This is a genomic window from Methylobacterium endophyticum, from assembly GCF_050591105.1.
GTDB lineage: Bacteria > Pseudomonadota > Alphaproteobacteria > Rhizobiales > Beijerinckiaceae > Methylobacterium.
This window is the reverse complement of record NZ_JBNHES010000006.1, coordinates 225,023-249,913: the sequence shown is the minus strand read 5'-3', so window position 1 is coordinate 249,913 and position 24,891 is coordinate 225,023. Positions and strand designations below refer to the sequence as shown.

28 protein-coding genes and 3 pseudogenes are annotated in these 24,891 nt (G+C 71.6%); 17 read left to right on the top strand and 14 right to left on the bottom strand.

Annotation, left to right across the window (positions count from 1 at the left end):
• A pseudogene (locus ACP56T_RS09850) lies at positions 1-230 on the bottom strand (porin family protein); the annotation flags it as partial.
• Between the two features lie 274 nt (positions 231-504).
• Positions 505-1,275 (bottom strand): peptidoglycan editing factor PgeF, encoded by a 771-nt coding sequence (gene pgeF, locus ACP56T_RS09845; protein ID WP_430911952.1) that lies wholly within the window; start codon positions 1,273-1,275, stop codon positions 505-507.
• A 149-nt stretch (positions 1,276-1,424) separates the two neighbouring features.
• Here pgeF and ACP56T_RS09840 point away from each other — a divergent pair, with 149 nt between their 5' ends.
• Complete coding sequence (locus tag ACP56T_RS09840; protein WP_430911951.1) at positions 1,425-1,622, top strand: hypothetical protein; 198 nt, start codon at positions 1,425-1,427, stop codon at positions 1,620-1,622.
• Positions 1,623-1,642: 20 nt separating this feature from the next.
• Here ACP56T_RS09840 and ACP56T_RS09835 read toward each other — a convergent pair whose 3' ends face one another.
• From ACP56T_RS09835 to ACP56T_RS09815, 5 genes and pseudogenes are all read right to left on the bottom strand, one after another.
• Entirely contained in the window at positions 1,643-2,710 is a 1,068-nt protein-coding gene (locus ACP56T_RS09835) for a class I SAM-dependent methyltransferase (protein WP_430911950.1), read from the bottom strand.
• Positions 2,707-3,606 (bottom strand): prolipoprotein diacylglyceryl transferase, encoded by a 900-nt coding sequence (lgt, locus tag ACP56T_RS09830; RefSeq protein ID WP_430911949.1) that lies wholly within the window; start codon positions 3,604-3,606, stop codon positions 2,707-2,709. The genes ACP56T_RS09835 and lgt overlap by 4 nt, the downstream gene beginning before the upstream one ends.
• 77 nt (positions 3,607-3,683) lie before the next feature.
• On the bottom strand, positions 3,684-4,670 hold the full coding sequence (locus tag ACP56T_RS09825; RefSeq protein ID WP_430911948.1) for a catalase family peroxidase: 987 nt from the start codon (positions 4,668-4,670) through the stop codon (positions 3,684-3,686).
• A 113-nt stretch (positions 4,671-4,783) separates the two neighbouring features.
• Positions 4,784-5,680, bottom strand: coding sequence for a carotenoid 1,2-hydratase (locus ACP56T_RS09820; RefSeq protein ID WP_430911947.1), 897 nt, complete (start codon positions 5,678-5,680; stop codon positions 4,784-4,786).
• Positions 5,638-5,823 (bottom strand): annotated as a pseudogene (locus tag ACP56T_RS09815) (1-hydroxycarotenoid 3,4-desaturase CrtD); the annotation flags it as partial. The pseudogene ACP56T_RS09815 and the gene ACP56T_RS09820, both read right to left, overlap by 43 nt.
• Position 5,824: 1 nt before the next feature.
• On the opposite strand from ACP56T_RS09815, the pseudogene bchZ reads away from it, so the two are divergent.
• The 9 genes and pseudogenes from bchZ to ACP56T_RS09770 all read left to right on the top strand — a co-directional run.
• Positions 5,825-6,973: pseudogene (gene bchZ / locus ACP56T_RS09810) on the top strand (chlorophyllide a reductase subunit Z); the annotation flags it as partial.
• A gap of 124 nt (positions 6,974-7,097) precedes the next feature.
• Complete coding sequence (locus tag ACP56T_RS09805) at positions 7,098-7,337, top strand: hypothetical protein (protein ID WP_430911973.1); 240 nt, start codon at positions 7,098-7,100, stop codon at positions 7,335-7,337.
• Positions 7,338-7,464: 127 nt separating this feature from the next.
• Positions 7,465-7,692 (top strand): light-harvesting antenna LH1, beta subunit, encoded by a 228-nt coding sequence (gene pufB / locus ACP56T_RS09800; RefSeq protein WP_430911946.1) that lies wholly within the window; start codon positions 7,465-7,467, stop codon positions 7,690-7,692.
• A 13-nt stretch (positions 7,693-7,705) separates the two neighbouring features.
• Positions 7,706-7,894 carry a light-harvesting antenna LH1, alpha subunit gene (gene pufA / locus ACP56T_RS09795; RefSeq protein ID WP_430911945.1) on the top strand — a complete coding sequence of 63 codons (189 nt, stop codon included), beginning with the start codon at positions 7,706-7,708 and terminating at the stop codon, positions 7,892-7,894.
• A gap of 174 nt (positions 7,895-8,068) precedes the next feature.
• Positions 8,069-8,893 (top strand): photosynthetic reaction center subunit L, encoded by an 825-nt coding sequence (pufL, locus tag ACP56T_RS09790; protein ID WP_430911944.1) that lies wholly within the window; start codon positions 8,069-8,071, stop codon positions 8,891-8,893.
• 16 nt (positions 8,894-8,909) lie between these two features.
• Complete coding sequence (gene pufM / locus ACP56T_RS09785) at positions 8,910-9,887, top strand: photosynthetic reaction center subunit M (protein ID WP_430911943.1); 978 nt, start codon at positions 8,910-8,912, stop codon at positions 9,885-9,887.
• A complete protein-coding gene (gene pufC / locus ACP56T_RS09780) occupies positions 9,884-10,978 on the top strand; it encodes a photosynthetic reaction center cytochrome PufC (protein WP_430911942.1) in 1,095 nt (364 codons plus the stop codon). The genes pufM and pufC overlap by 4 nt, the downstream gene beginning before the upstream one ends.
• Positions 10,979-11,312: 334 nt before the next feature.
• Positions 11,313-13,043: a type I secretion system permease/ATPase gene (locus ACP56T_RS09775; RefSeq protein ID WP_430911972.1), complete on the top strand. Its 1,731-nt coding sequence runs from the start codon at positions 11,313-11,315 to the stop codon at positions 13,041-13,043.
• Positions 13,043-14,389: an HlyD family type I secretion periplasmic adaptor subunit gene (locus ACP56T_RS09770; RefSeq protein ID WP_430911971.1), complete on the top strand. Its 1,347-nt coding sequence runs from the start codon at positions 13,043-13,045 to the stop codon at positions 14,387-14,389. The genes ACP56T_RS09775 and ACP56T_RS09770 overlap by 1 nt, the downstream gene beginning before the upstream one ends.
• A gap of 13 nt (positions 14,390-14,402) precedes the next feature.
• Here ACP56T_RS09770 and ACP56T_RS09765 read toward each other — a convergent pair whose 3' ends face one another.
• Both ACP56T_RS09765 and ACP56T_RS09760 read right to left on the bottom strand, forming a co-directional pair.
• Positions 14,403-14,711 (bottom strand): BrnA antitoxin family protein, encoded by a 309-nt coding sequence (locus ACP56T_RS09765; RefSeq protein ID WP_430911941.1) that lies wholly within the window; start codon positions 14,709-14,711, stop codon positions 14,403-14,405.
• Positions 14,698-14,970 carry a BrnT family toxin gene (locus ACP56T_RS09760; protein WP_430911940.1) on the bottom strand — a complete coding sequence of 91 codons (273 nt, stop codon included), beginning with the start codon at positions 14,968-14,970 and terminating at the stop codon, positions 14,698-14,700. Before ACP56T_RS09760 ends, ACP56T_RS09765 begins: the two co-directional genes overlap by 14 nt.
• A gap of 214 nt (positions 14,971-15,184) precedes the next feature.
• Here ACP56T_RS09760 and ykgO point away from each other — a divergent pair, with 214 nt between their 5' ends.
• The 3 genes from ykgO (at position 15,185) to ACP56T_RS09745 (ending at position 17,146) form a co-directional block, all read left to right on the top strand.
• Positions 15,185-15,310, top strand: a complete 126-nt coding sequence (gene ykgO / locus ACP56T_RS09755; protein ID WP_003601867.1) for a type B 50S ribosomal protein L36 — start codon at positions 15,185-15,187, stop codon at positions 15,308-15,310.
• A 262-nt stretch (positions 15,311-15,572) separates the two neighbouring features.
• The gene (locus ACP56T_RS09750; RefSeq protein WP_430911970.1) at positions 15,573-16,127 is read left to right on the top strand and encodes a tetratricopeptide repeat protein; all 555 of its coding nucleotides are present in this window, start codon (positions 15,573-15,575) and stop codon (positions 16,125-16,127) included.
• A complete protein-coding gene (locus ACP56T_RS09745; protein ID WP_430911939.1) occupies positions 16,127-17,146 on the top strand; it encodes an alpha/beta hydrolase in 1,020 nt (339 codons plus the stop codon). Before ACP56T_RS09750 ends, ACP56T_RS09745 begins: the two co-directional genes overlap by 1 nt.
• A gap of 7 nt (positions 17,147-17,153) precedes the next feature.
• Here ACP56T_RS09745 and pyk read toward each other — a convergent pair whose 3' ends face one another.
• From pyk to ACP56T_RS09730, 3 genes are all read right to left on the bottom strand, one after another.
• Entirely contained in the window at positions 17,154-18,590 is a 1,437-nt protein-coding gene (gene pyk / locus ACP56T_RS09740; protein WP_430911938.1) for a pyruvate kinase, read from the bottom strand.
• A 181-nt stretch (positions 18,591-18,771) separates the two neighbouring features.
• The gene (locus tag ACP56T_RS09735) at positions 18,772-19,239 is read right to left on the bottom strand and encodes a DUF1036 domain-containing protein (protein WP_430911937.1); all 468 of its coding nucleotides are present in this window, start codon (positions 19,237-19,239) and stop codon (positions 18,772-18,774) included.
• A gap of 4 nt (positions 19,240-19,243) precedes the next feature.
• Positions 19,244-20,548 (bottom strand): glycerate kinase type-2 family protein, encoded by a 1,305-nt coding sequence (locus tag ACP56T_RS09730; RefSeq protein WP_430911936.1) that lies wholly within the window; start codon positions 20,546-20,548, stop codon positions 19,244-19,246.
• Between the two features lie 198 nt (positions 20,549-20,746).
• Here ACP56T_RS09730 and ACP56T_RS09725 point away from each other — a divergent pair, with 198 nt between their 5' ends.
• From ACP56T_RS09725 to ACP56T_RS09715, 3 genes are all read left to right on the top strand, one after another.
• Complete coding sequence (locus ACP56T_RS09725) at positions 20,747-21,517, top strand: N-formylglutamate amidohydrolase (protein ID WP_430911935.1); 771 nt, start codon at positions 20,747-20,749, stop codon at positions 21,515-21,517.
• A 67-nt stretch (positions 21,518-21,584) separates the two neighbouring features.
• Positions 21,585-21,893, top strand: a complete 309-nt coding sequence (locus ACP56T_RS09720) for a DUF1244 domain-containing protein (protein WP_430911934.1) — start codon at positions 21,585-21,587, stop codon at positions 21,891-21,893.
• 93 nt (positions 21,894-21,986) lie between these two features.
• Entirely contained in the window at positions 21,987-22,253 is a 267-nt protein-coding gene (locus ACP56T_RS09715) for a DUF2312 domain-containing protein (protein ID WP_430911933.1), read from the top strand.
• A 21-nt stretch (positions 22,254-22,274) separates the two neighbouring features.
• Here the strand turns inward: ACP56T_RS09715 and ACP56T_RS09710 are convergent, their stop codons facing one another.
• Entirely contained in the window at positions 22,275-22,760 is a 486-nt protein-coding gene (locus tag ACP56T_RS09710) for a MarR family winged helix-turn-helix transcriptional regulator (RefSeq protein ID WP_430911932.1), read from the bottom strand.
• A 161-nt stretch (positions 22,761-22,921) separates the two neighbouring features.
• Here ACP56T_RS09710 and ACP56T_RS09705 point away from each other — a divergent pair, with 161 nt between their 5' ends.
• Complete coding sequence (locus ACP56T_RS09705; protein ID WP_430911931.1) at positions 22,922-23,701, top strand: DUF1499 domain-containing protein; 780 nt, start codon at positions 22,922-22,924, stop codon at positions 23,699-23,701.
• 220 nt (positions 23,702-23,921) lie between these two features.
• Here ACP56T_RS09705 and ACP56T_RS09700 read toward each other — a convergent pair whose 3' ends face one another.
• A complete protein-coding gene (locus tag ACP56T_RS09700; RefSeq protein WP_430911930.1) occupies positions 23,922-24,854 on the bottom strand; it encodes an MBL fold metallo-hydrolase in 933 nt (310 codons plus the stop codon).
• Positions 24,855-24,891 lie beyond the last annotated feature (37 nt).

The window sequence follows — 24,891 nt, the reverse complement described above, 5'->3', positions numbered from 1 at the left end:
GTGAACAGGCCCGAGGCGGCCGGAACGCCGATCACCGTGGGGGCGCGGTTGTCCTGCGTGCCGAAGCCGTAGCCCGCGTTGAAGCCCGCGTAGAACCCCGTCCAGGTGAACACCGGAACCGGAACGAACACCGGAGGCGGAGCCGCGCGGCGCGGAAGGTCCGCGGCGAGGGCGGAGCCGGCGACGACGATGCCGGCGAGGGCGGCGACGCCCGAAAGGATGGTCTTCATGATCTGGTCCTCTGTCCCTTGGGCCGGTGCGCCTTGTGGCTGCTCCCGGCCGAATTCCCCGTACTTAGGCCCGTAGCTGCTGGGATGCTGTTGCGTCGCGACACCATCCGGGGGAGGGAAGGGGGCGCCTTTGTGACGCCGCCCGCCTCATTCCGTCCTGGCTACTTGCGGTCAAAACGTCCGGAAACGGTCAAGGTTCACTTAAGACCGCGCTCTTTACGGCCGCGCTTTCACGACAGATTGTCGCAGCCTCGGGCCGGTCGCCACATTTCGTCTATGGGGCCAGCGCGATGGCCGAGATCTGCCGGCCGTAATCGGGCTCTTTTCGATGCGTGGTCCGGCGGAAGCTGAAGAACCGCTGCGGATCGGCATAGGTGCAGAGCCCCACGGACGACGCCTCCCCCACCCCGCAGGCCCGCAGCCGCGCCAGGATGAAGGCCGGCAGGTCGAACTGCGCATGGTCGGGGCGCGCACCCGCGCCGAGATAGGCGTCGGCCTCCGGCACCTCGGCGCGGAAGCGGGCCAGGAAGTCCGGCCCAACCTCGTAGGCGGCCTGCGCGATGGTCGGCCCGAGCACGGCGACGATGCGCGCGCGCTCGGCCCCGAGCCGCTCCATGGCGGCCACCGTCGCCTCGGCGACCCCGCCGAGCGCGCCCTTCCAGCCGGCATGCGCCGCGCCGACGACGCGGTTCTCCGGGTCGGCGAAGAGGATCGGTCCGCAATCGGCCGTGGCGATGCCGAGCGCGAGACCCGGCACCCGCGTCACCATGGCGTCGGCCTTCGGGCGGTCGGGCAGAGCGATCGGCGCCTCGACCACGACCACCTCGGCGGAATGCACCTGATAGAGCCCCACCAGCCGCTCCGGCGGCAGGTCGAACTGCGCGGACATCCGCGCCCGGTTCTCGGCGACGCGGGCCTGGTCGTCGTCGGACCCGAGCCCGCCGTTGAGCGAGGCGTAGAGCCCCTCCGACACGCCGCCCTCGCGGGTGAAGAAGCGGTGGCGGATATGGCCGTGCGAGCCGAGTTCGGGCGCTTCGATGAACATGGCGGCGGTCCGCTGATTTTTTTCGAGGACGTGCCGCTCGATAACCCATCACGGCGGCGGTGACGATGACGCTCGCGACGGAACCGCGAGACGTCGCGGCGGCTTGTGCTTCCGGTTTTCGTCCGATCCACGATCACAGGAGACGATGCATGGCACTGTCGCGCAGCAAGACCCAGCCCGACCGTCCGATCTGGCCGGCGGCGCCCGCATCCGGCGGCTCTCAGGCCGGCGGACAGGGCGGCCGCGACCGGGCGGACCGACCAAGCCCGGCGGACAGGGCGGCCGGATCGCAAGCGATCCCGAGCACCATGGCCCAGACGGAGGGGTTCGGCTCCTTCGCCGGCTGAGCCCGGCGAAAAGCGTCCCGTCAGAAGCCGGGCAGCGGCCCGAGACCGGGGGCCGCCGCCGCCAGCACCTTGAACAGCCGCCCCATTCCGCCGCGCCCGGTATCGGTCAGCCGGGCGACGGCGGCGTCGACCGCCTCGGATTGAACCGGGGTCGCGGCCCGCTTTAGCCGCTCCGCGCGCAGGGTGAGCCCGAGCGCCAGCAGGAAATCGCGCTGGTCGACCGGGCCGTGGACCACCGCGCCCCCGGCACGGGCGGCCCGCGCCAGCGCGGCGAAATCGACATGCACGGTGAGGTCGGCCTCCCCCGGCGCCGCGAGCGGGTCGGTGAAGGCATGGCCCGCCACCGCCTGGAGGGTGTCGCCGAAGCCCGGCCGGGCATGGCCGTAATCGATGGCGAGCAGCCCCCCCCCTTGCGCGCGGATGCGCCCTGCGAGCCCGCGCATGGTGTCGGCGGCCGGTCCGGCCAGCGTCGTCACCACACCGACCGGCCCCTCCTTGGCGAGGCTCCGGTCCGGCTCCGGGGCGAGCCCGATCGTCAGCGTTCCGTCCTCGGAGAGGCCGACCAGCCGCTCGCACCAGCCGCGCGGGGTGCGCTCGAACTGGCGCACGGGAAGACAATCGAAGAACTCGTTCGCGACGACGATCGCAGGCCCGTCCGGCAGCGTCTGCGGGCCCTCGTGCCATGTCGGCGAGAAACCCGCGAGCGCCTCCTCCTGGCGGGCGCGCAGCGCAGGGCTCGTCTCGACGAGATGCAGCGCGAAGGCGGCGTCCGGCGCGGCCGAGCGCAGCGCGCGCAAGGCATCCGCCATCAGGGTGCCGCGTCCGGGCCCGAGCTCGGCGAGAATCGCCCGCTCCGGCCGCCCCATCGCCATCCAGACGGAGGCGATCCAGAGGCCGATCAGCTCCCCGAACATCTGGCTGATCTCGGGGGCGGTGGTGAAGTCGCCGGCCCGGCCCAGGGGGTCGCGGGTGCGGTAGTAGCCGTGCACCGGATGGCCGAGGCAGAGCGCCATGTAGCGGTCGATGCCGATCGGCCCGGTCTCGCGGATGATCGCGGCGATCTCGGCCAGGAGCGGGGCGCCGCTCACGCCTCCACGGTCTCCGGCTCGTCGGCGCGGACGCGCGGGCGCGTCGCCCCGCGCGCGGCGAGCACGATATAGGCGATGCCGATGAGCGCCATCGGCACGCAGAGCAGCATCCCCATGGTGATGCCGCCGAGCGGGCCGCCGGCGGTGCCGAAGAGGTAGCCGAGCTGCCGGTCCGGCTCGCGGAAGAACTCGCAGACCGTCCGCGCGAGGGCATAGCCGAGCACGAAGATGCCGCCCATCAGCCCGGGCCGGCGGAAGCCGAGGCGCCGCACGCAGACCGCCATCACCACGAAGAGCAGGAAGCCCTCGGTGGCCGCCTCGTAGAGCTGGCTCGGGTGGCGCGGCACGTCGCCTCCGGTGGGGAAGACGATGGCGTAGGGGAAATCCGGCGCGGCCCGCCCCCAGAGCTCCCCGTTCACGAAATTGGCGATGCGGCCGAAGAACAGCCCGATCGGCGCCACCACGGAGGCGATGTCGAGGAGCGTGTAGGCCCCGAGCCTGCGCGAGCGGGCGAAGAGCACCATCGCCAGCGTCGCGCCGAGGAATCCGCCATGGAAGGACATGCCGCCGTTGCGGATGGCCAGGATCTCGAGGGGGTCGGCGATGTAGAGCGGCAGGTTGTAGAACAGCACGTAGCCGATGCGGCCGCCGAGCACGACGCCGAGCGCCACCCAGACGATCAGGTCGTCGATGTCGGCGAGGCTCGGGCGGCGCACGCCCCCGCCCCAGAGCCCGTCCGCCATGACGAGGCGCCGCGCGTACCACCAGCCGCCCACGAGCCCGGCGATATAGGCGAGCGCGTACCACTTGATCGTGATCGGGCCGATGGCGACGGCGACCGGATCGATCGCCGGGAAGGGCAGGGCCAAAAGGGGCGAGGCGAGAAGCGGCGGCATCGCGGGAGCCTTCCGGTGCGGGCGCCGGCATTGGACTCGGGCCGCCCCCGGCGTCAAGCCGCCGGAGGCGGGGCCACCTATTGCGAGCGGCGGCCGAACGAGACCGCGTAGGCCTGCACGCGCGCGTCGATCAGCGGGTCGTCGGAGACCTCGATGCCGTCGGTGAGGTTGTTCGGCATGAACAGCAGCGCCTTCTCGGCCTCCGCGCTGTTCGCCACCGCCTTGGTCAGCGTCAGGGTGCCGAGATCGGCGAGGCGCCGCTCCTCGGGCCAGGGCTTGGTGGCGTCGCCAGTGGGGTCGGCGGGCTCGGCGAGTTGCGCCATCACCTTGAAGGCCACGGGCTCCTTGCCCAAGCGGGCGGCGATCTCCTCCATGAGGTAGTTCGGCGGCCGCTTGGCGGCGTCCTCGGCGCTCAGGATCTCCTCGCCGGCCACCGGCACGAGGCGGAAGCGGAAGGGCTGCCTCTTACCGTCCTCGGAGACGAAGACGAAGGCGTTGACGCCGTGATGCGTGGAGCGGGCGAGGCTCGACGGGGTTCCGGCCGAGCCGAGCGCCTTCGGCACGGCCGGATGGGCCGCGACGAAGCTCTCGAGCGGCGTCGGATGGGCTGCGTCCGGCCCGCTCTTCGAGACGGCGATCAGGAGGTCGCGGAACTCCTCGCCGGTGGCCACGGGGAAGAACTTCAACTGGTTGGTGACGACGTCCATCTCGGCGCCGTCGGCGAGCTTGAACTTCATCGCCATCCCGTGCGGATTGGCGTCGGCGGCGCCGTCTGGAATGGTCGGGACGCCGGTGGCGTCGGAGAAGCGCACCGTCACGGGCACCGCCGGCCCCTTGAACAGGGACGCCTTGCTCAGCTTCGCCCCCTCGGCGGACGGCGCGAAGCTGCCTTCCACGACGACGCCCTTCGCATGGTTCGCCCGGAAGCCCGCATGCTTGCCGAACAGCGTGTTCATCACGTCGACGGTCTGCTCGGCGGTGGACGCGTCCTGCGCGCGGGCCGGGCCGCAGGCGAGCAGCAATGCCACGCCTCCCAGAAGAGCGCGCGCGATCCGATTCGTCATGCCGGTCTCCGTCCTGGCGGGAATGCCCGCGGGCGGCGTGTCGACAGCCCGCCCGCATGACGTTCTGGCATGGCGGCGAGCGGGTTCGAAGACGAAATATCGAACGATTCCGATCAAGCCCGTCGCGGCATGCGGAACGGCAGCATCAGGCGCACCAGCGGGTTGCGGAAACGGTCGAGGGAGAGGCTCTCGTGGACCGCGCGCACCGGCTCGCCGGCGAGGCGCGAGGACAGCAGCGAGCGAGCATAGAACGGCGTATCCTCGAAGGTGCGGACCACCGCCGAGCGGGCGTCGTCGCTACGGGTGGAGCGCGGCATCCGCCACAGCCGCGTCGGCGGCAGGGCGGCGGCCGGCGGCGGCCGGATGTCGCGGCGCGTCCCGTCGCGGCCGAAGCGCAGCGACAGGTTCCGCCCGCCGCCGTCGCGGTGGCGCACGTCGTAGAGCACGGCGGCGCCGTCCGGCAGCTCGGCGCGGCACCAGGTCCAGCTCGAGAAGTCGCGCTCCAGGGGGGCGTCGCCGTGGTTGGTGTCGAGATAGGCCGTGCCGGACCAGCTCAGGGAGGGCTCCGACAGCGTCACCTCGACCGGGGAGGACGGCGCCAACGGCCACCAGCGATGGGCACCCTCCGCATCGAGATGGAACGGGCCGGGCGTGATGCCGGGAGGGCGGACGCGGATGCTGCCGCGCACCCGCGAGGGGATCGGAGCCGTCACCTCGTCGATGCGGATGGTCAGCTCGGTGCCGTCCCAGGCGAGCCCGCTCGGGCCGATGGCGATCTCCGCCGCGTCCCGGAAGAGGGAGGCGCGGCCGCGCTCGGTCATGCAGAAGCGGTTGGAGCGCTCGCCGTAGAGCACCACGTTGACGGCACAGTGGTCGAAGGGGTCGCGCGCGAGGTCGAAGGCGTAATAGGGCGAGAACACGCTGCCGACGAAGGCGATGACCGTGAGCCCCTGGCGCCCGTCCGCGCTCAGCGCGTCGACATACCACCAGACGTAGCCGTCCCGGTCCACCCGCGTGTCGAAGCGGAGCCCGCCCCCCGGTTCGCCCGGACGAGATCCGCCAGCAGGGTGTCCGCCGCGATCCGGCCCGACTGCGCCGCCATCGGCACCCCCGGCCCCGGATGCACGCTGCCCCCCGCCAGATACAGTCCCGGCGAGGGCACCGGCATCCAGCGCTTCCTGCCGCGCACCATCGACGAGGACCAGTGGCAGACCGCCGATAGGTCCATGAACTGGCTCTGGCAGGAATACGGCGCCAAGCGCTTCGCCAAGAAGGGAATTCCCGCGCGCCCCGCCCGCAAGGAGGGCGAGAAGCCGAGGGTCAACCTCATCGGGCCGGCCTACGGCACCTTCAACATGCCCTCCGACCTCGCCGAGATCCGGCGACTGGTGGAAGGCATCGGGGCGGAGATCAACCTCGTCTTCCCGCTGGGCTCGCATCTGGCCGACGTGCCGAAGCTCGTGAACGCCGACGCCAATATCTGCCTCTACCGCGAGTTCGGCCGCCTGCTCTGCGAGAGCCTGGAGCGGCCCTATCTCCAGGCGCCCATCGGCGTGATCTCGACCACGAAGTTCCTGCGCTCGCTCGGCGCCATCCTCGGGCTCGATCCCGAGCCATTCATCGAGCGCGAGAAGCACACCACCATCAAGCCGGTCTGGGACCTGTGGCGCTCGGTGACGCAGGACTTCTTCGGGACGGCCAGCTTCGGCATCGTCGCTTCGGAGACCTACGCCCGCGGCGTGCGCCACTTCCTCGAAGACGAGATGGGGCTGCCCTGCACGGTCTCCATCGCCCGAAAGCCAGGCGCGAAGACCGACAACGCTGCGGTGCGCGAGGCTGTCGCGAAAAACCCGCCGCTGGTGATGTTCGGCTCGTTCAACGAGCGCATGTACCTCGCGGAAGCCGGCTCGCGCGCGGTGTTCGTGCCGGCCTCCTTCCCCGGCGCCATCATCCGGCGGCACACGGGCACGCCCTTCATGGGCTACGCCGGAGCGACCTACCTCGTGCAGGAGGTCTGCAACGCGCTGTTCGACATGCTCTTCCACATCCTGCCGCTCGCCCGCGACATGGACGCCGTGGAGGCCACCCCGGCGCGCATGCATCGGGAGCTGCCCTGGGAGGAGACGGCGCGCGCCGCCCTCGACCTGCATGTCGAGCGCCAGCCGGTGCTGGTGCGCATCTCGATGGCCAAGCGGCTGCGCGACGCTGCCGAGCGCGTCGCCCGCAAGGCCGGCGCGGGGCGCGTCGCCCAGGACCATGTCGCGCTCGCCCATGACGGCCTCCGAACCGGAGCCGCCGCATGAGCCCGCCTTTCGCCTTCACCGCCGATGCCGGTCCCGCCGGCACGGCCGTCGCCGTCGTCCCGCGCGCCGTGTCGAGGAGCGCCAGCAGGAAGGGTAGCCCATGCCTCAGGTCATGACCGGTTCCATGCCGACCTCCATCCCGGCCTCCCTGCACCGCGCGGCGAGCGCGACGGCGCGCCAGCAGCAGGAGCGGATCCAGTTCCGCGTCATCCTCGCGGCGACCTACCCGTTCTTCCTGGCCGCGGCGGCGGCGCAGCGCCTGCGGTCGGGCACGGCCGTCGCGGCGGCGGGCCGGCGCCGCTCCGTCTTCGGCGAGGCCAAGGCCATGGCGGTCTCGGCTCTCCCCTTCGCCTTCATGGGCTGAGCCGCCCCTGCGAGGTTTCGAGACGCTTCCCCCGAAACGGGTGAAGTGCGGCCGGGGCCTTCGCGGCCACGGCGACACCCGCCGCGCCGCGACCGGCGCGGCCAGCGACAAGCGGAGGTTGAGACCGATGGCAAACGGATTGGATAGACCGAGCAGCCTGTCAGGGCTGACGGAACCGGAAGCCAAGGAGTTCCACGCGATCTTCCTGACGAGCTTCATCATCTTCACGGCGATCGCCGTGGTCGCGCATATCCTCGTGTGGATGTGGCGTCCGTGGCTGCCGGGCCCGAAGGGCTACGCCATGCTCGACGGCGCCACGGGCGCCGCCCACGCCCTCGTCTCCATGATCTCGTGAGGAGGAGGACGTCATGCACAAGATCTGGCTTCTGTTCGATCCCCGGCGGACCCTGGTGGCGCTGTTCACCTTCCTGTTCGTCCTGGCGCTGCTGATCCACTTCATCCTGCTCAGCACCGACCGGTTCAACTGGCTGGAAGGCCCGAAGGCGATGAAGGCTGCGTCCGTGACGCTGTCCATCGTCCCGCCGACCCCGGCCTGAGCCGCCCGGTACGCCAACCTCCGCGGACGGCGCGCCTGGCCGGCGCGTCCGCCCGCGGCAGACCGGGGACGGGGGAAACACCCCTCCCGCACGGCGAGAACGACGCGCCCGCACCGCCCGCGACGGCCCGTGGCCGAAGCGGAAGGGATGCCCGCGCTCTGAAGGGAGGTCGCGATGGCGATGCTGAGCTTCGAGAAGAAATACCGCGTGCGCGGCGGCACGCTGATCGGCGGGGACCTGTTCGATTTCTGGGTGGGGCCGTTCTTCGTCGGCTTCTTCGGCGTGACGACGATCTTCTTCTCCGTGCTCGGCACCGCCCTGATCGTCTACGGCGCCGCGCTCGGGCCGACCTGGAACATCTGGCAGATCAACATCGCGCCCCCCGACATCAAGTACGGGCTCGCGCTGGCGCCGCTCAAGGAGGGCGGGCTCTGGCAGATCATCACCTTCTGCGCGGTAGGCGCCTTCGTCTCCTGGGCGCTGCGCGAGGTCGAGATCTGCCGCAAGCTCGGCATCGGCTACCATGTGCCCTTCGCCTTCTCGGTGGCGATCTTCGCCTATGTCTCGCTGGTGGTGATCCGTCCGTTCCTGATGGGCGCCTGGGGCTATGGCTTCCCCTACGGGATCCTCTCGCATCTCGATTGGGTCTCGAACACCGGCTACCAGTATCTCCACTTCCACTACAATCCCGCGCACATGCTCGCCGTGAGCTTCTTCTTCACGACGACCTTCGCGCTGGCGCTCCACGGCTCGCTGATCCTGTCGGCCACCAACCCCGCCAAGGGGGAACCGGTGAAGACACCCGAGCACGAGGACACCTTCTTCCGCGACACCATCGGCTACTCGATCGGGACGCTCGGCATCCACCGGCTCGGGCTGTTCCTGGCGCTCTCGGCGGGCTTCTGGAGCGCGGTCTGCATCGTCATCAGCGGGCCGTTCTGGACCAGGGGCTGGCCGGAATGGTGGGGCTGGTGGCTCAACCTGCCGGTCTGGCGCTAACGGGGAGGGCGGCACGATGGCCTATTACCAGAACCTCTTCACCCAGGTGCAGGTGCGCCCCACGGACCCGGACATGGGCGTGCCGGTGGCCGTGGAGCACCGCTGGGGCAAGCCGTTCCACTCCTACCTGCTGGGGCTGATCGGCAACGCCCAGGTCGGGCCGATCTACGGCGGCTATCTCGGCGCGCTCTCGCTCACCTGCGGGCTGATCGCCTTCGAGATCATCGGACTCAACATGCTGGCCTCGGTGAACTGGAGCCCGATCCAGTTCGTGCGCCAGCTCCCCTGGCTGGCGCTGGAGCCACCCCGGCCGCAATACGGCCTGAAGATCCTGCCGCCGCTCCACGAGGGAGGCTGGTGGCTGATCGCCGGCTTCTTCCTCACCGCCTCGGTGCTGCTGTGGTGGCTGCGCATGTACCGGCGGGCGGCGGCGCTGGGCATGGGCAAGCACGTCCCCTGGGCCTTCGCCTCGGCGATCTGGCTGTTCCTGGTGCTCGGCTTCATCCGGCCCCTGCTGATGGGCTCCTGGAGCGAGGCGGTGCCCTTCGGCATCTTCCCGCATCTCGATTGGACCGCCGCGTTCTCGCTGCGCTACGGGAACCTCTTCTACAACCCGTTCCACATGCTCTCGATCGCGTTCCTCTACGGGTCGACGCTGCTCTTCGCCATGCACGGCGCCACCATCCTGGCGGTGAGCCGCTACGGCGGCGAGCGCGAGATCGACCAGATCGTCGACCGGGGCACGGCATCCGAGCGCGCCGCCCTGTTCTGGCGCTGGACCATGGGCTTCAACGCCACCATGGAATCGGTCCACCGCTGGGCCTGGTGGTTCGCGGTGCTGACCACGCTCACCGGCGGCATCGGCATCCTGCTCACCGGCACCGTCGTCGACAACTGGTACCTCTGGGCGGTCAAGCACGGCGTCGCGCCGTCCTACCCGCAGGTCTACGGCACGGTCTCCGATCCCTCGAGCCTTCCCGGAGCGGTCCCATGAAGACGCTGCTCGCCCTGATCGGGGGCGTCCTCACCCTGTTCCTGGCCATCGCCATGCTCGGCACCGCCGGCTGGACCCGGCCGCCGCTGGTCGGCCAGCAGACGGGCTTCCGCGGCACCGGCATGGACTACGTCCAGACAAGGGCCGGGGCCGCCGCCAAGAAGGAGGCCAACGCCGCCCCCGCGGTCTCCGACAAGGTCGAGGCGGGTGGCGAGAAGGCCTCGGCGGTCTATCAGAACGTCAAGGTGCTCGGCGACGTCTCGGTGGACGAGTTCAACCGCCTGATGGTCTCGATGACGGAGTGGGTGGCCCCCGAGCAGGGCTGCACCTTCTGCCACAACACCGAGAACATGGCCGATGACGGCCTCTACCAGAAGAAGGTCGCCCGGCGGATGCTTCAGATGGTCCAGGACATCAACTCCACCTGGAAGGAGAAGCACGTCCACGAGGCGGGCGTGACCTGCTACACTTGCCATCGCGGCCAGCCCGTGCCGAAGCAGGTCTGGTTCGAGAACCCCGGCCCGAACTTCACCTCCGGCTTCGTCCCCCGCAACAACGGGCAGAACCTCGCCTCGCCCTCGGTCGGCCTGTCGTCGCTGCCCTACAACACCTATGCGGACTTCTACGCCCACAAGGACACCCCCGACAGCGCCATCCGGGTCAACGCGACCTCGGCCCTGCCGGAGACCAAGGGCAAGTCGATCCAGCAGGCGGAGAAGACCTTCGGCCTGATGATCGGGATGTCGGAATCCCTCGGGGTGGGCTGCGCCTTCTGCCACAACACCCGCGCCATCGCCTCGTGGGAGCAGAGCACGCCCCAGCGCGTCACCGCCTGGCACGGCATCCGCATGGTCCGCAGCCTGAACGCGGATTATCTCGAACCGCTGGCCTCGCTGCTGCCGGAAAACCGCCTCGGCCCCGCCGGGGACGGGCCTAAGGTCAGCTGCGGCACCTGCCACAACGGCGCGAGCAAGCCCCTCAACGGCGCCAACGTGGTCGAGACCTTCCCCGAGCTGACCAAGCCCGTGGCCGCCGCCGCTCCGGCCCAGATCCCCGCGACCCCGGCCCCGGCTCCCGCGCCGAACCCCTGATCCGCCCCGGACTCGCATCCATCGCGCCGCCGGACCCTCGGGCCCGGCGGCGTTCTCGTGTCCAGGGCGCGCGCGTGCAACCGCGCACCGGAGCGCGCGCCGCCCCGCGAAGATTGCCGGCGGTGTCGTTCAACCTTGCGAAATCTCTGATAGGACAACGCTGTTCGGGTCGTCCTGCGGCGCGGTTAGGGATTTAGAAACCCTTAATCAGCCGGTGGCAGGGTGGGGCCTGGCGCGCAGCAAGGGGTTTTCGGCCGTGGTCAAGGATCGGGGATCCACCGAGATCGTGTCGGCGCTCGCCGCCTGCCGGGGCGCCTTCATCGGCGTGGCCGTGATGAGCGGCCTCGTGAACGTGCTCTACCTGACCGGCTCGTTCTTCATGCTCGAGGTCTACGACCGGGTGATCCCGAGCCGGTCGATCCCAACGCTCGTCGGCATCTCGATCCTCGCCCTCGTGCTCTACGGCTTCCAGGGCATCCTGGAAGCGATCCGCTCGCGCATCCTGGCCCGCATCGGCGCCGCCATGGACGAGGCGCTGAGCGCCCGCGTCTTCGACATCGTGGTGCGAGCGCCTCTGAAAGGGGCCATGCCCGGCGACGGCCTGCTGCCGTTGCGCGACCTCGACCAGATCCGCGCCTTCCTGGCCGGCACCGGCCCCTCCGCCTTCTTCGACCTGCCCTGGATGCCGATCTATCTCGTGATCTGCTTCCTGTTCCATCCGCTGATCGGTCTCGCCGCCGTCGCCGGCGCGCTGGTGCTCGCCGCCTTCACCCTGCTCACCGACCGCGCCACCCGCGCCCCCTCCAAGGACGCGACGCTGCACGGCATGCGCCGCAACGGCCTCGCCGAGGCCGGGCGCCGCAACGCCGAGGTGCTCGCCGCCATGGGCATGCAGGGCCGCGTCGCCGCCCGCTGGAGCGCCGCCAACGACGAGTACATGGGCTCGCAGCAATCGGTGTCGGACACCGCCGGCATGTACGGCGCCGCCTCCAAGGTGTTTCGCATGGCGCTCCAGTCGGGGACGCTGGCGCTCGGCGCCTATCTCGTCATCAACGGCATGGCGAGCGCGGGCATCATCATCGCCTCGTCGATCCTGGTGTCGCGGGCGCTCGCCCCGGCCGAGCTCGCCATCGCCAACTGGAAGGGCTTCGTCCAGACCCGCCAGTCCTGGGCCCGGCTGTCGGACCTCTTGACCCGCATGCCCCCCGCCGGCCGGCCCCACCCGCTGCCGGCACCGTGCCAGTCGATCATGGCCGAGGCGATCAGCGTCGCGCCCCCCGGCACCCCGCGCCTCGTGGTGCAGGACCTGAGCTTCGCGCTGAAGGCCGGCCAGGGGCTCGGCGTCATCGGCCCGAGCGCCTCGGGCAAGTCCTCCATGGTGCGGGCGCTGGTTGGCGTCTGGCCGACCCTACGCGGCAAGGTCCGCCTCGACGGCGCCGCTATCGAGCAATGGTCGAGCGCCGATCTCGGGCCGCATATCGGCTTCCTGCCGCAGGAGGTGGAGCTGTTCGGCGGCACCATCGCCGAGAACATCGCCCGCTTCGAGGTCGGCGCGGCGTCCGAGGACGTCATCGCCGCCGCCCGCGCCGCCGGCGTGCACGAATTGATCCTGCGCCTGTCGGAGGGCTACGACACCCGCATCGGCGAGAGCGGAGCGGGGCTCTCGGCCGGCCAGCGCCAGCGCATCGGGCTCGCCCGCGCCCTCTACCGCGATCCTTTCCTGGTGGTGCTCGACGAGCCCAACGCCAATCTCGACAGCGAGGGCGAGAACGCGCTCACCCAGGCGATCCTCGGGGTGCGCCAGCGCGGCGGCATCTGCGTGGTGGTCGCCCACCGGCCGAGCGCGCTCGCCGCCGTCGATCTCGTGCTGATGATGGCCGAGGGCCGCGCCCAGGCCTTCGGCCCGAAGGAGGAGGTCTTCCGCCGGGTGCTGCGCCCGGCCCCGGCCGCCGCCGTGGGCGGCGCCGATCCTTCGGGACGGCCCGTGCCGCTCGAAGGCGGGCCGCGCCCCGTTCCGCCGGCCGGTCCCGCGGCCGGTTCGATGGGCCTCCAGGAGAGCGCATGATGGCCGCGACCGCCAACCCCGCCGGCCTCGCCGCGCCGCCCCGGCCCCGCGCGGCGGCAAAGGACTCGATCCGCCGCCATCTCGCCCTCACCGTCGGGCTCGGCACCGCGCTCGTCATCGGCGTCGGCGGCTGGGCCACTTTCACGGAGATCTCGGGGGCGGTGATCGCGCCCGGCCAGCTCGTGGTCGAGTCCGACGTCAAGAAGGTCCAGCACCCCACCGGCGGCGTCGTCGGCGAGCTGCGCGTGCGCGAGGGCCAGAAGGTCAAGGCGGGCGACATCCTGATCCGCCTCGACGAGACCCAGACGCGGGCCAATCTCGACATCGTGCTGAAGGCCCTCGACGAGGCCGCCGCCCGGCGCGCCCGCGACGAGGCCGAGCGCGACGGCGCCCGCACCGTCACCTTCCCGCCGGAGCTTCTGGCGCGGGCCGCCTCCGACCCGGTGGTGGCGCGCCTCATCGACGGCGAATCGCGCCTGTTCACCGCCCGCGTCAACGGACGCGAAGGCCAGAAGGCCCAGTTGCGCGAGCGCGTCAGCCAGCTCCGCCAGGAGATCTCCGGGCTCACCGAGCAGGCCGCCGCCAAGGAGCGCGAGATCCAGTTCATCGGCCCCGAGCTGAAGGGCGTGCGCGACCTCTACGCCAAGAACCTCGTGCAGCTCTCGCGCGTGAACCAGCTCGAGCGCGACGGCGCCCGCCTCCAGGGCGAGCGCGGCCAGCTCATGGCCTCCACGGCATCCGCCAGGGGCAAGATCACCGAGACGGAGCTCCAGATACTCCAGATCGACCAGGACATGCGCACCGAGGTCGGCAAGGATCTGGCCGAGATCCGCGGCAAGTGGTCGGAGCTCGTGGAGAAGCGCGTCGCGGCCGAGGACCAGTTGAAGCGCATCGACATGCGCGCGCCGCAGGACGGCACCGTCCACCAGCTCACCGTGCACACCATCGGCGGCCTCGTGACCCCGAGCGAGCCGGCCATGCTGATCGTCCCCTCCGCCGACCAGCTCGCCGTCGAGGTGCGCGTGCAGCCGCAGGACATCGACAGCGTGCAGCTCGACCAGAAGGCGGTGCTGCGCTTCCCCGCCTTCAACCAGCGCACCACGCCGGAGATCGACGGGATCGTCACCCGCGTCTCGGCCGATGTCAGCACCGATCCGAAGACGGGGGCGAGCTTCTACACCGCCCGCATCAAGGTGCCCGAGACCGAGAAGGAGCGCCTCGGCGGCGTGCGCCTCCAGCCCGGCATGCCGGTGGAGACCTTCATGCAGATCGGCGAGCGCTCGGTGCTCTCCTACCTGACCAAGCCGCTGACGGATCAGATCGCCAAGGCGTGGCGGGAGAAGTAGTGTCCGGCGCGCGTCACCGTTTCATGGCGGCGCGCAGGAGATCGTTGACGCGGGTCTGCCAGCCCGCGCCGGACGCGCGGAAATGCTCCACGACGTCCCGGTCGAGCCGGATCGAGACGAGTTCCTTCGTGGGAGCCTTCTGAGGCCCGCGCGACCGGCGCAGGGCCTCGGCTATCTCCGGGAAGACCTCGGCGAAGGGGCGCGCCCGCTTGAAATCCTCGGCGGTCCATTCGGGGTTGTCCGGGTCTGTGTCGATACCGGCTTGGATACGCGTCTCGTCTACATCCGAGATCGGCGGAAAATCGAGCCTACGCTTGCTCATAGAGCCTCCGTTCCCTGCGGCTCGCGGGCCTCAGGCTGATCAGCGACACCGCCTCCGTTCCGAGGATCGCGAAGACGAAGGCCACGAGCCGGTCGTCGAGCGGCCCCACGGCAACATATCGCTCGCGACCGCCCCGGCCGGCATAGCTCGGAAAGACGATCGCCTCCTCGAAGGAAAAACGCTCGCGGGCATCGGCGAAATCCAGACCGTGAGTCCGGAGATTCGAGATTCGCTTCGGTTCGTCCCATACGACCAGCATCGGATTGTATGTACGATCCGATTCCTCCCGAGTCCATGGGAGCGAGCCGAAACCGCGAGACGCGAGCGGAGTACCTTGCCTCCCCGGCACGAATCCTGATAAGGGAACCGCCTTTCCGCGATTGCGTCAGCGCCGTCGCCGGTCGTGCTGTGCGCGCCCGTTCCTGAAACACAATCGATGAGCGGCAGGCCCCGGTGCCGCGCCGATGGGTCCGATGAAGATTCGCAACTCGCTCAAGTCCCTGCGCGGCCGTCACCGCGACAACCAGCTCGTGCGCCGCAAGGGCCGCGTCTACGTCATCAACAAGACGCAGAAGCGCTTCAAGGCCCGCCAGGGCTGAACCGACCACGGCAGGGCCCGGACAGGGCCTTAAGCCTGTCGACGCCGGCGCGACCCGCCGGCGTTTTTCGTTCCGGCGGTTCGTCGTCCGCTCTCGCGCGACGGCGCGGCGCGTTGACGGCGGAGCCCGTCGCGGCCACCTTGAGGGGATGCCGCGCAGCCTCGCCACCGTCCTGACTGCCGCGCTCCTCGTCGGGAGCGCCGCGCGGGTCGACGCAGCGCCTCCCGGCGCGCTCTTCCCCGACGGGCCGGACGGCCGGCTGATGCCGCGCGCCACGCCCGCTCCGCCCCCCGCCAGACCCTCCGCCAAGCCTCCCGAGCCCAAGGCCGCCCCCGCGCCGGTGACGCTCGACGACCTCTTCCAGCGCCTGCGCGAGGCGGAGGACGATGCCGAGGCGCGCGGCGTCGCCAAGCTCATCGACCGGCGCCTCGAACGCTCCGGCAGCGGCACCGCCGATCTCCTGACGGAGCGCGCCCGCCAGGCGATGGGCGCCAACGAGATTCCCCTCGCCGCCGAGCTGATGGACCGCGTCACCACCCTGGAACCGGGCTGGTCCGAGGGCTGGAACCGCCGGGCCCTGGTGTTCTGGCACCTCTCCGACAAGGAGGGCGCCATCGCCGACCTGAAGCGCGCCCTGGTGCTGGAGCCGCGCCACTACGAGGCCTGGGCCGCGCTCGCGCGCATCTACCTCTCCAACGAGGACAAGCCGCACGCCCTCGACGCCTTCCGCCGCGCCATCGCGATCTATCCGCGCATGCCGAAGGTCCAGGACGCCATCGACAAGCTCGCGCCGGACGTGGACGGGCGCGACCTCTGATGGGGCCGCTCCGGGTGCTCGCGGCGCTCTCGGGAATCGCCGCGAGCCTCGTCGGGCTGGGGCTCAGCGCGGGTGCCCTGGCGAGCCTGGCGATCTCCCTGCGCGTCGGCGGACGGTTTCCGCCCGCCGGTCCCTTCGTCGAGGTGCCCGGCGGCCGCATCGCCACCATCGAGGACGGCCCTCGGGCGGTCGCCAGGGCGACGGTGGTGCTCGTCCACGGCGCCTCGGGCAACGCCGCCGACCTGATGGAGAGCATCGGCCGGCCGCTCGCGGCGGACGGCTTCCGGGTCGTCTCCCTCGACCGGCCCGGCCTCGGCTGGAGCGACCGGATCGGGGGCGCCGAGGCCGCGACGCCGAAAGCGCAGGCGGCCATCCTGGCGGCGGCGCTCGCGCGCATGGGGATCGGCGGGGCGATCCTGCTCGGGCATTCGCTCGGGGGCGCCGTGGTCCTGGCGATGGCGCTGGATCACCCCGAGCGGGTGTCGGGGCTGGTGCTGGTCTCGCCCGTGGCGCGGCCCCTGCCGGCCGACGGGCGGGCCCTGCCCTGGTACGGACGCCTCGCCGTGGCGCCGCCCGTGGCGTGGCTGCTCAGCCGAACCCTCGGGCCGCCGGCCGGTCTCCATCTCCTCGACGGCGCGGAACGGGCGGCCTTCGCGCCGCAGCCGCCCGCCGAGGGCTATCTCGACAGGAGCCGCGCCGCCCTCGTGCTGCGGCCGGCGACGATGCTTGCCAATGTCCAGGATCTCGTCGCGTTGCCGGCGGCGCTGGCGGAGCAGGCGCCGCGCTACCCCACGCTGACGGTGCCGACCGTGATCGTCGCGGGCGATGCCGACCCGATCGTGCGCACGCCCAACCAGGGCCGTCCACTCGCGCAGGAGATCCCCGGCGCGCGCTTCGTCGGTGTGCCGGGGGCGGGCCACATGGTGCCGTGGGTCGCCACCGGCCTTCTCGCGGCCGAGGTCGAGCGCCTCGCGGCGGCGACCGCCGCGCCCCCTGCGGAGCGGGCGGCCGCGCCGTAGACGGCAATCAGGCCCGCGCGGCGTGCTCGCGGGTCACGAAGGCGATGCGCACGAGGTTGGTGGCGCCGGGCGTCCCGAAGGGCACGCCGGCCACCACGATGATGCGGTCGCCGATCTCGGCGAAGCGCTCGCGCACGGCGAACTTCGCGGCGCGGAAGGCCATGTCGTCCACGTCGCTGGCGTCGTTGGTGACGATGGGGTGGGTGCCCCAGGCCATGGCGAGGCGGCGCGCCGTCTCGCGCTTCGGGGTCAGCGCGATCACGGTGGCGTTGGGCCGCGCCCGCGACAGGCGCAGCGCCGTCGAGCCCGAATGCGTCCAGGCCATGATCGTGTCGAGGTCGAGGGACTCGACCATCTGGTGCGCGGACGCCGCGATGGCATCGGCCGCCGTGTGCTCCGGCTCCAGCCGCGCGGCGCGAATGATCGACCAGTAGAGCGCGTCGCGCTCCACCTGCTCGGCGATCCGGCTCATGGTCTCGATGGCCTCCACCGGGAAGGCGCCCGAGGCGCTCTCGGCGGAGAGCATCACGGCGTCAGCGCCCTCGTACACGGCGGTGGCGACGTCGGAGACCTCGGCGCGGGTCGGCACCGGGGCGGTGATCATCGATTCGAGCATCTGGGTGGCGACCACCACCGGCTTGCCGAGGCGGCGGGCACCGCGCACGATGCGCTTCTGCACGCCGGGAACCTGCTCCAGCGGCATCTCCACGCCGAGATCGCCGCGCGCGACCATCAGCCCGTCCGAGATCTCCATGATCTCGTCGAGCCGCGCCAGCGCCTGCGGCTTCTCGATCTTCGACATCACCAGGGCGCGCCCGGCGCAGACCTTCTTGACCTCGGCCACGTCCTCGGGGCGCTGCACGAAGGACACCGCGATCCAGTCGGCGCCGGCGTTGAGCCCGGCCTCCAGATCGGCGCGGTCCTTCTCCGTCATCGCCGGCAGCGGCACGATGGTGTGGGGCAGCGAGACGCCCTTGCGGTTCGAGATGCGGCCGCCGACCTCGACCCGGCAGGTGGCGCGGCCCGGCCCCACGTCGGTCACGGTCAGGCGCAGCTTGCCGTCGTCCACGAGCACGGAGTGGCCGGATTCCAGCGCCGAGAGGATCTCGGCATGGGGCAGGTAGACGCGATCGATCGTGCCCGGCTCGGGGTTGTCGTCGAAGGTGAAGGAGGCGCCCGGCACGAGCATCGCGGCGCCTTCCGCGAAGGCGCCGACGCGCAGCTTCGGACCCTGGAGATCGACGAGGATCGCGATCGGCCGCTTGGCCTCGCGCTCCACGGTGCGGATCACCTCGATCTTCTCGGGCAGCTTCTCGCGCGGGAGATGGCTCATGTTGAGGCGGAACACGTCCGCGCCCGCATGGAAGAGCTTGGAGATCATCTCCGGCGAATCGGATGCCGGCCCGAGGGTGGCGACGATCTTCGTGCGGCGGGAACGTTTCAAACCGGCCTCCGTCGGAGCTTCACCGGCGCCCGCCGGGCGACGGCGTGGCGAGCGGCTCTCTGGGCGAGGGGCCAGAAGCACCGGCAGCATGGCCGCGTCAAGGGAGGGGCGGGGAAGCTTTTCCTTTCCGCCGTGGTGAAATGAATTCACATCTCCCCGGACAGGACGGGAAGCGGGCAGCTCAGGGCGGGGGCGCCACCGGCTGGTTCGGGTCGGTGAGCTGGATCGTCCAGCTCTTCTGCTCGCCGGTATCGACCTCGAAGAAGCCGTTGCGGTCGTAGCCGCGCGCCAGGCAGTCCTCGACGCCGCGAATCGTGAACGCGGCATCCTTGGTGCACATCAGCGAGCGCCCGCTCCACTCGCCGCCGCGCGTGTAGTCCACGGCGAAGACGTAGTAGAACCGGCCCGCCAGAGCGCCCTTGAGCAGGGTCTCGCAGGCCTTCGGCGTCAGGTCCCACCAGCCCTCCGTGACCCACCCTTGAGGATCGCGGTAGCCCAGCGCGATGCCGACCTTGCTCGGCGTCAGGTTGCACAGGCGCAGGTCCGCGCGGGCGGGGGTGGCGCACGCGATCAGGGAGACGGCGACGAGCGCCGCGCGTATCCCTCCCCCCTTCGCGGGGGAGGGGAGAGGCGCGGCGGATGCGGACACGCCCTCAGCCGACGAGGATGATGCGGCAATCGTTGACATTGGTGCGGGTGGGGCCGGGCTTCACGAGGTCGCCGACGCTGTCGAAGAAGCGCGTCGAATCGTTGTCGGCCAGCATCGCGGCCGGATCGAGGCCGGCGGCGCGGGCGCGTTCCAGGGTCGTCGGGTCGATCAGGCCGCCGGCGGGATCGGTGGCCTCGCCCCGGCCGCCGTCGGTGCCGTCGGTATCGGCGGAGACGGCCGAGATGCCGGGCGCGCCGTCGAGCGCGATGGCGAGCGCGAGCGCGTATTCCTGGTTCGGACCGCCGGTGCCCTCGCCGACGATGGTGACGGTGAGTTCGCCCCCCGAGATCAGCGCGACCTTGCGGCCGGCGGCCTTCGCGGCGCGCGCCAGCACCGCGTGTTCGGCGGCGACGGCGCGGGCCTCGCCCTCGAGATCGGAGCCGAGCATCTCGACCTCGTAGCCGGCGGCCTTCGCGGCGGCGGACGCCGCCTCGAGCGCGTCGACGGGCCGCGCGATGATGCGGTACTCGGCCCGCGCGAAGGCCGCGTCGCCCGCCTTCGGGGTCTCGTTCGCCGGATCGTTCAGGAGCCGCACCGCCGCCTCGGGCAGCGGGATGCCGCGCCGCTCGCAGATCTCGCGGGCCTGGGCCAGGGTCGAGGGGTCGGGCACGGTCGGGCCGGAGGCGATCACGGCGGGATCGTCGAAGGGCACGTCGGAGATGGCGAGCGTCAGGATCGAGCGCGCGTTCCGCGCGGCCACCGCCAGCCGGCCGCCCTTGATGCGCGAGAGATGCTTGCGCACGGTGTTGATCTCGCCGATCGGCGCGCCCGAGCGCAGCAGCGCCTTGGTGATCGCCTGCTTCTCGGAGAGCGTCAGATCGCCTGCGGGCGCGATCCAGTTGGCCGAGCCGCCCCCCGAGAGCAGCACCAGCACCTCGTCGTCGGGGCCGGCCTGGGAGGCGATCTTGAGAGCGTCCTTCGTCGCTTCGATGCCCGCGGCGTCGGGCACGGGATGACCGGCCTCGACCATGCGGATCAGAGGCGCGTCCTCGCCGTAGCCGTGCCGGGCCACCGCCAGGCCGACGATGCGGTCGGCCCCGAGGCCGTGCTGCTCGCGATAGAATTTGCTCGCCACGGCGGCCATGCTGCCCCCCGCCTTGCCGGCGCCGAGGATGACGAGGCGGCCGGGGGAGGGCGGCGGCAGATGCGCGGGCAGGCACTTCACCGGGTGCGCCGCCGCGATCGCCGCGTCGAGGAACTCGGCGAGGAGGCGGCGCTGCGTCTGCACGGCGGGATCGGAGGCGGTCATGCGTTTCCTCGTCGAGTCGAACTCTTGTCCGTCGTGCGTCCTCGCCCTCGCGCCCGCATCGTGCGAGGGGAGGGCGACGGGCCGGGTTTGTTGCCGTGAGCGCACGATCCTTGATACGTGCTCTGCCCGAGCCCCGCCGCGACGGCAAGATTTCCGACGCCAAGATTCGGCACCCGAGCATTGGATCGACCAAGCCCCGTGAGCGAGACGCAGAGCGCCGCCCCCCCGCCGCCCCATCCCGTCGAGACCCTTCCCGGCGATCCGCGATGCGGGCTGGTGCTGGTCTGCGACCACGCCTCGAACCACGTCCCCGACGATCTCGGCCGCCTCGGCGTGCCCGAGCGCGAATTCGCCCGCCATATCGCCTACGACATCGGCGCGGCCGGGGTGACGCGGCGGCTGGCGGAGGCGCTCGGCGCGCCGGCGATCCTGACGCGGTTCTCGCGCCTCATCATCGATCCGAACCGCGGACGCGACGACCCGACCCTGGTGATGCGCCTCTCGGACGGCGCCGTGGTGCCCGGCAACGCCCGCATCGGCGCGGACGGCGTCGCCGAGCGCATCCGGCGCTTCTACGATCCCTTCGACCGGGCCATCGACGCGGCGGTGGGCGAGGGGCAGGCGGCGGGCTTCGCCCCCGCCATCGTGACGATCCACAGCTTCACACCGTTCTGGCGGGGCGTCGCCCGGCCCTGGCAGGTCGGCATCCTCTACGACCGCGACGACCGCTTGAGCGTGCCGATGATCGCCGGGCTGGAGGCCGATCCGGCCGGGCTGACGGTCGGCGACAACGAGCCCTATGGCGGGGGCCTGCCGGGCGACACGATCGACCGCCACGCTACCGCGCGCGGGCTCCCCAACGCGCTGGTCGAGGTCCGCCAGGATCTCGTCGCGGCGGAGGAGGGGCAGGCGGAATGGGCCGCGCGCCTCGCCCGCGTTCTGCGCCCGCTGATGCGCAGACCTTCTTGAAATCCGCCGGCTTGATTCGCTTGACGCGCCGCCGACATCACGCGGACACCGAAAGAACGAGGACGCCATGAGCGAGATCGACGACGCCACCCGCACCGAACTGGAGGCCGCCGTCTTCCGCCGGCTCGCGGCGCATCTGCGCAAGCGCAGCGACGTGCAGAACATCGACCTGATGAATCTGGCCGGCTTCTGCCGCAACTGCCTGTCGAACTGGCTGAAGGATGCCGCCGACGAAAAGGGCGTCGCGCTGACCAAGGACGAGAGCCGCGAGGCCGTGTACGGGATGCCCTATGCCGAGTGGAAGGCGAAGCATCAGCCCGAGGCCAGCCCCGAGCAGCAGGCCGCCTTCGCCAAGGCGCAGCAGACGCCGCACTGATCCCGGACCGCTCACCTCCGGGTAAGGTTGACCGATTACGACACCGCCGAGGGCGCCGCGCGCGAGCGGCGCCGACAAGACAGGACCGACGACATGGCAGCCCCAGCCTCCACGGGAGTGGATCCCTCTTCCGTCGCAGCCGACCAGCTCAAGAGCATCATCGAGCGCATCGAGCGGCTCGAGGAGGAGAAGGCCGGCATCGCGGGCGACATCAAGGACGTCTACGCCGAGGCCAAAGCCAACGGTTTCGACGTGAAGGTGCTGCGCAAGATCGTCTCCATGCGCAAGCGCGACCATTCGGAGCGCGAGGAGGAGGAGGCGATCCTCGAGCTCTACTTGCAGGCCCTCGGCATGGCGTAGGCCATGGCGTAGACGCCCGCCTCAGCCCTCCGGGTGCGGACCCTCGCCGTCGGCACGGGCGGCGTCGCGCCAGATCCGCACGAGACGATCGAACTCGGCCAGATCCTTCGGCGGCAGGCTGCCGAGGGTGCGCGCCACGTAGGCGCTCTGCGCGGCGATGCCGGCAGCGGCGAGCCGTTCGCCCTCCGGGGTGAGATGCAGCGCGTGGGAGCGCCGGTCGCCGGGGATGGCGCGGCGCTCCACGAGCCCCGCCTCCACCAGCCGGTCGATCAGCCCCGAGACATTGCCCTTGGTGACATAGAGCCGCGCCGCGAGGTCCTGCTGGGTCAGCCCCTCGCTCTCCGTCAGCGTCGAGAGGACGTCGAATTGCGGGATCGAGAGGCCGAGACGGCGCAGCTCCACACCCACCGCGTTCGAGACCCGGCGGTGCAGGCGGATGAACCGGAACCAGACCCGCATCGGGTCGACCGGGCTCGATTGAGGCTCGACGGCTTGGAGACGCGACATATCGGATGCAGCCTATAGCAGGCCCCGGCGGCTTGCGGCAGCGGGGTCGGCGCGATCCCCACCTGTCCATTGGTGCGGGGCACGGCGCCGGGTAGCGCCGTCCCGCGCCGGCCGGTACATCTGGGCGCCCGTCCGCCAAGCCTCACCCCCGAAGCCCCGTCATGCGCCGCCTGCTCGCCGAGGAACCCGTGACCCGCGCCGGCCCGCTGGCGCGGCGGGTGGCGTTCTTCTCGGTGATCGCCAGCCTGATCGCGCTGATGCTGGTGCGCGATCCGCGCGCGGACGGCCCGGCCGCCCTGGCGGCCCTCGCCGCCGGGCTGGCGACGGCGCTCCTCGCGATCCTGCTCGCGGGCTTCGCCTTCGTGCGGGTCTGGCGGGAGGGCGCGCGGGGGCTCGGCGCGGCGCTGGGCGGATTGCTGGTGGCGGGCCTGGTCCTCGCCTATCCGGCCTATGCGGGCTTGCGGGGCCTGCGCCTGCCGGCCATCGCCGACGTCAGCACCGACACCGAGAATCCGCCAGCCTTCTCGCGCTCGCGCCTCGCCTTCGCCGCCCGCGACGGGCGCTACCCCCCCGATCCCGGCCCGCAGGCCCGCGAGCGCCAACGCGCCGCCTATCCGCAGATCGCGCCGCTGAGCCTCGACATCGACGCGAACGAGGCCTTCGACATCGCCCGCAAGGCGGCGGTGAACCGCAAGTGGCAGATCGTCGAGGCGATCCGGCCCGGCGGCCGCATCGGCAACGGACGCATCGACGCGGTGGCGCGCGGGCTCGTCCTCAACCGCCCCGACGACGTCACCGTGCGGGTGCGCCCGCGCGCGGACGGCGCCCGCATCGACGTGCGCTCCGCCTCGCGCATCGGCAGCCGCGACTTCGGCGGCAACGCCGACCGCATCCGCGCCTATCTCGACGAGGTGGCCAACCTCGCGCTCGCGGTGAAGTAACGGAATGCGTTAGGGTTTTTGGGTAATGCGTTCGGCCGAAAGCGTCGCCCTCCCCCCCTCTGCGGGGGAGGGTGGCCCTCGCGTCAGCGAGGGTCGGGAGAGGGGAGCGCGCGCTATCCGGCACTGTCGCTCCCCTCACCCGACCCGCTTCGCGGGCCACCCTCTCCCGCAGGGGGGAGAGGGGAGCCGGACGGGGCCGAACGCGGCGCCCGGAATGAGATCAAGCGGCCGGGCGGTAGCGGGTGTCGAGCCGCGCCGGCCCGTCTGACAGCACGATGCCGCGCTCCACGAGATCCTCGAGATGCGCGAAGACCGACAGCGCCGCCGCGCCGCGCAGCGCCGGGTTGAGGCCCTGATAGATCGCGCCGACGATGCCGCGGATGTCGCCGTCCCCCGCCTCGACCCGCGCCAGGATCGCCGCCTCGCGCTGGCGCCGATGGGCCGCCAGCGCCCGCACGAAGCGGCGCGGATCGCGCACCGGGCCGCCATGGCCGGGCCAGTAGACGGTCTCGGTGCGGTCGCGGAGCTTGTCGAGGGAGGCCATGTAGGCCCGCATCGAGCCGTCCGGCGGCGCCACGATGCTGGTGGACCACGCCATGACGTGATCGCCTGAAAAGAGCGCCTGCGCCTCCGGCAGGGCGAAGGCGAGGTGGTTCATGGTGTGGCCGGGCGTCTCCACGGCGCGCAGGGTCCAGCCGGGCCCCGAGACCTCGTCGCCCTCGCGCAGCTCGCGGTCGGGACGGTGGTCCCGGTCGGCGCTGGCGTCGAGGAGCGGGAGCTCGCCCGATGACGGCGGCCGCGCCGCCCGGTGGGGACCGCAGCCGAGGATCGGCGCGCCGGTCAGCGCCTTCAGCAGGCGCGCGCCGGGGGAATGGTCGCGGTGGGTATGCGTGACGAGGATCGCCTCGACGGTCTCGCCGGCGAGATCGCCGAGCAGCGCCTCCACATGCGCGGGATCGTCCGGCCCCGGATCGATCACCGCGACGCGGCCCCGCCCGACCACATAGGTGCAGGTGCCGGTGGCGGTGAAGGGGCCGCCATTGCCGGCGACGCGCCGGCGGATCAGGGGAGCGAGGATTTCCATGCGGCCGGTGCCGGCGGTCGGCGCCTCGAAGGCCGGCTCGGGCTCCGCGCCGGCGGGTCTGTCGGTCATGGTGTCGGGCCCCGTGTCAGCCCGGCGGCCCTACGCC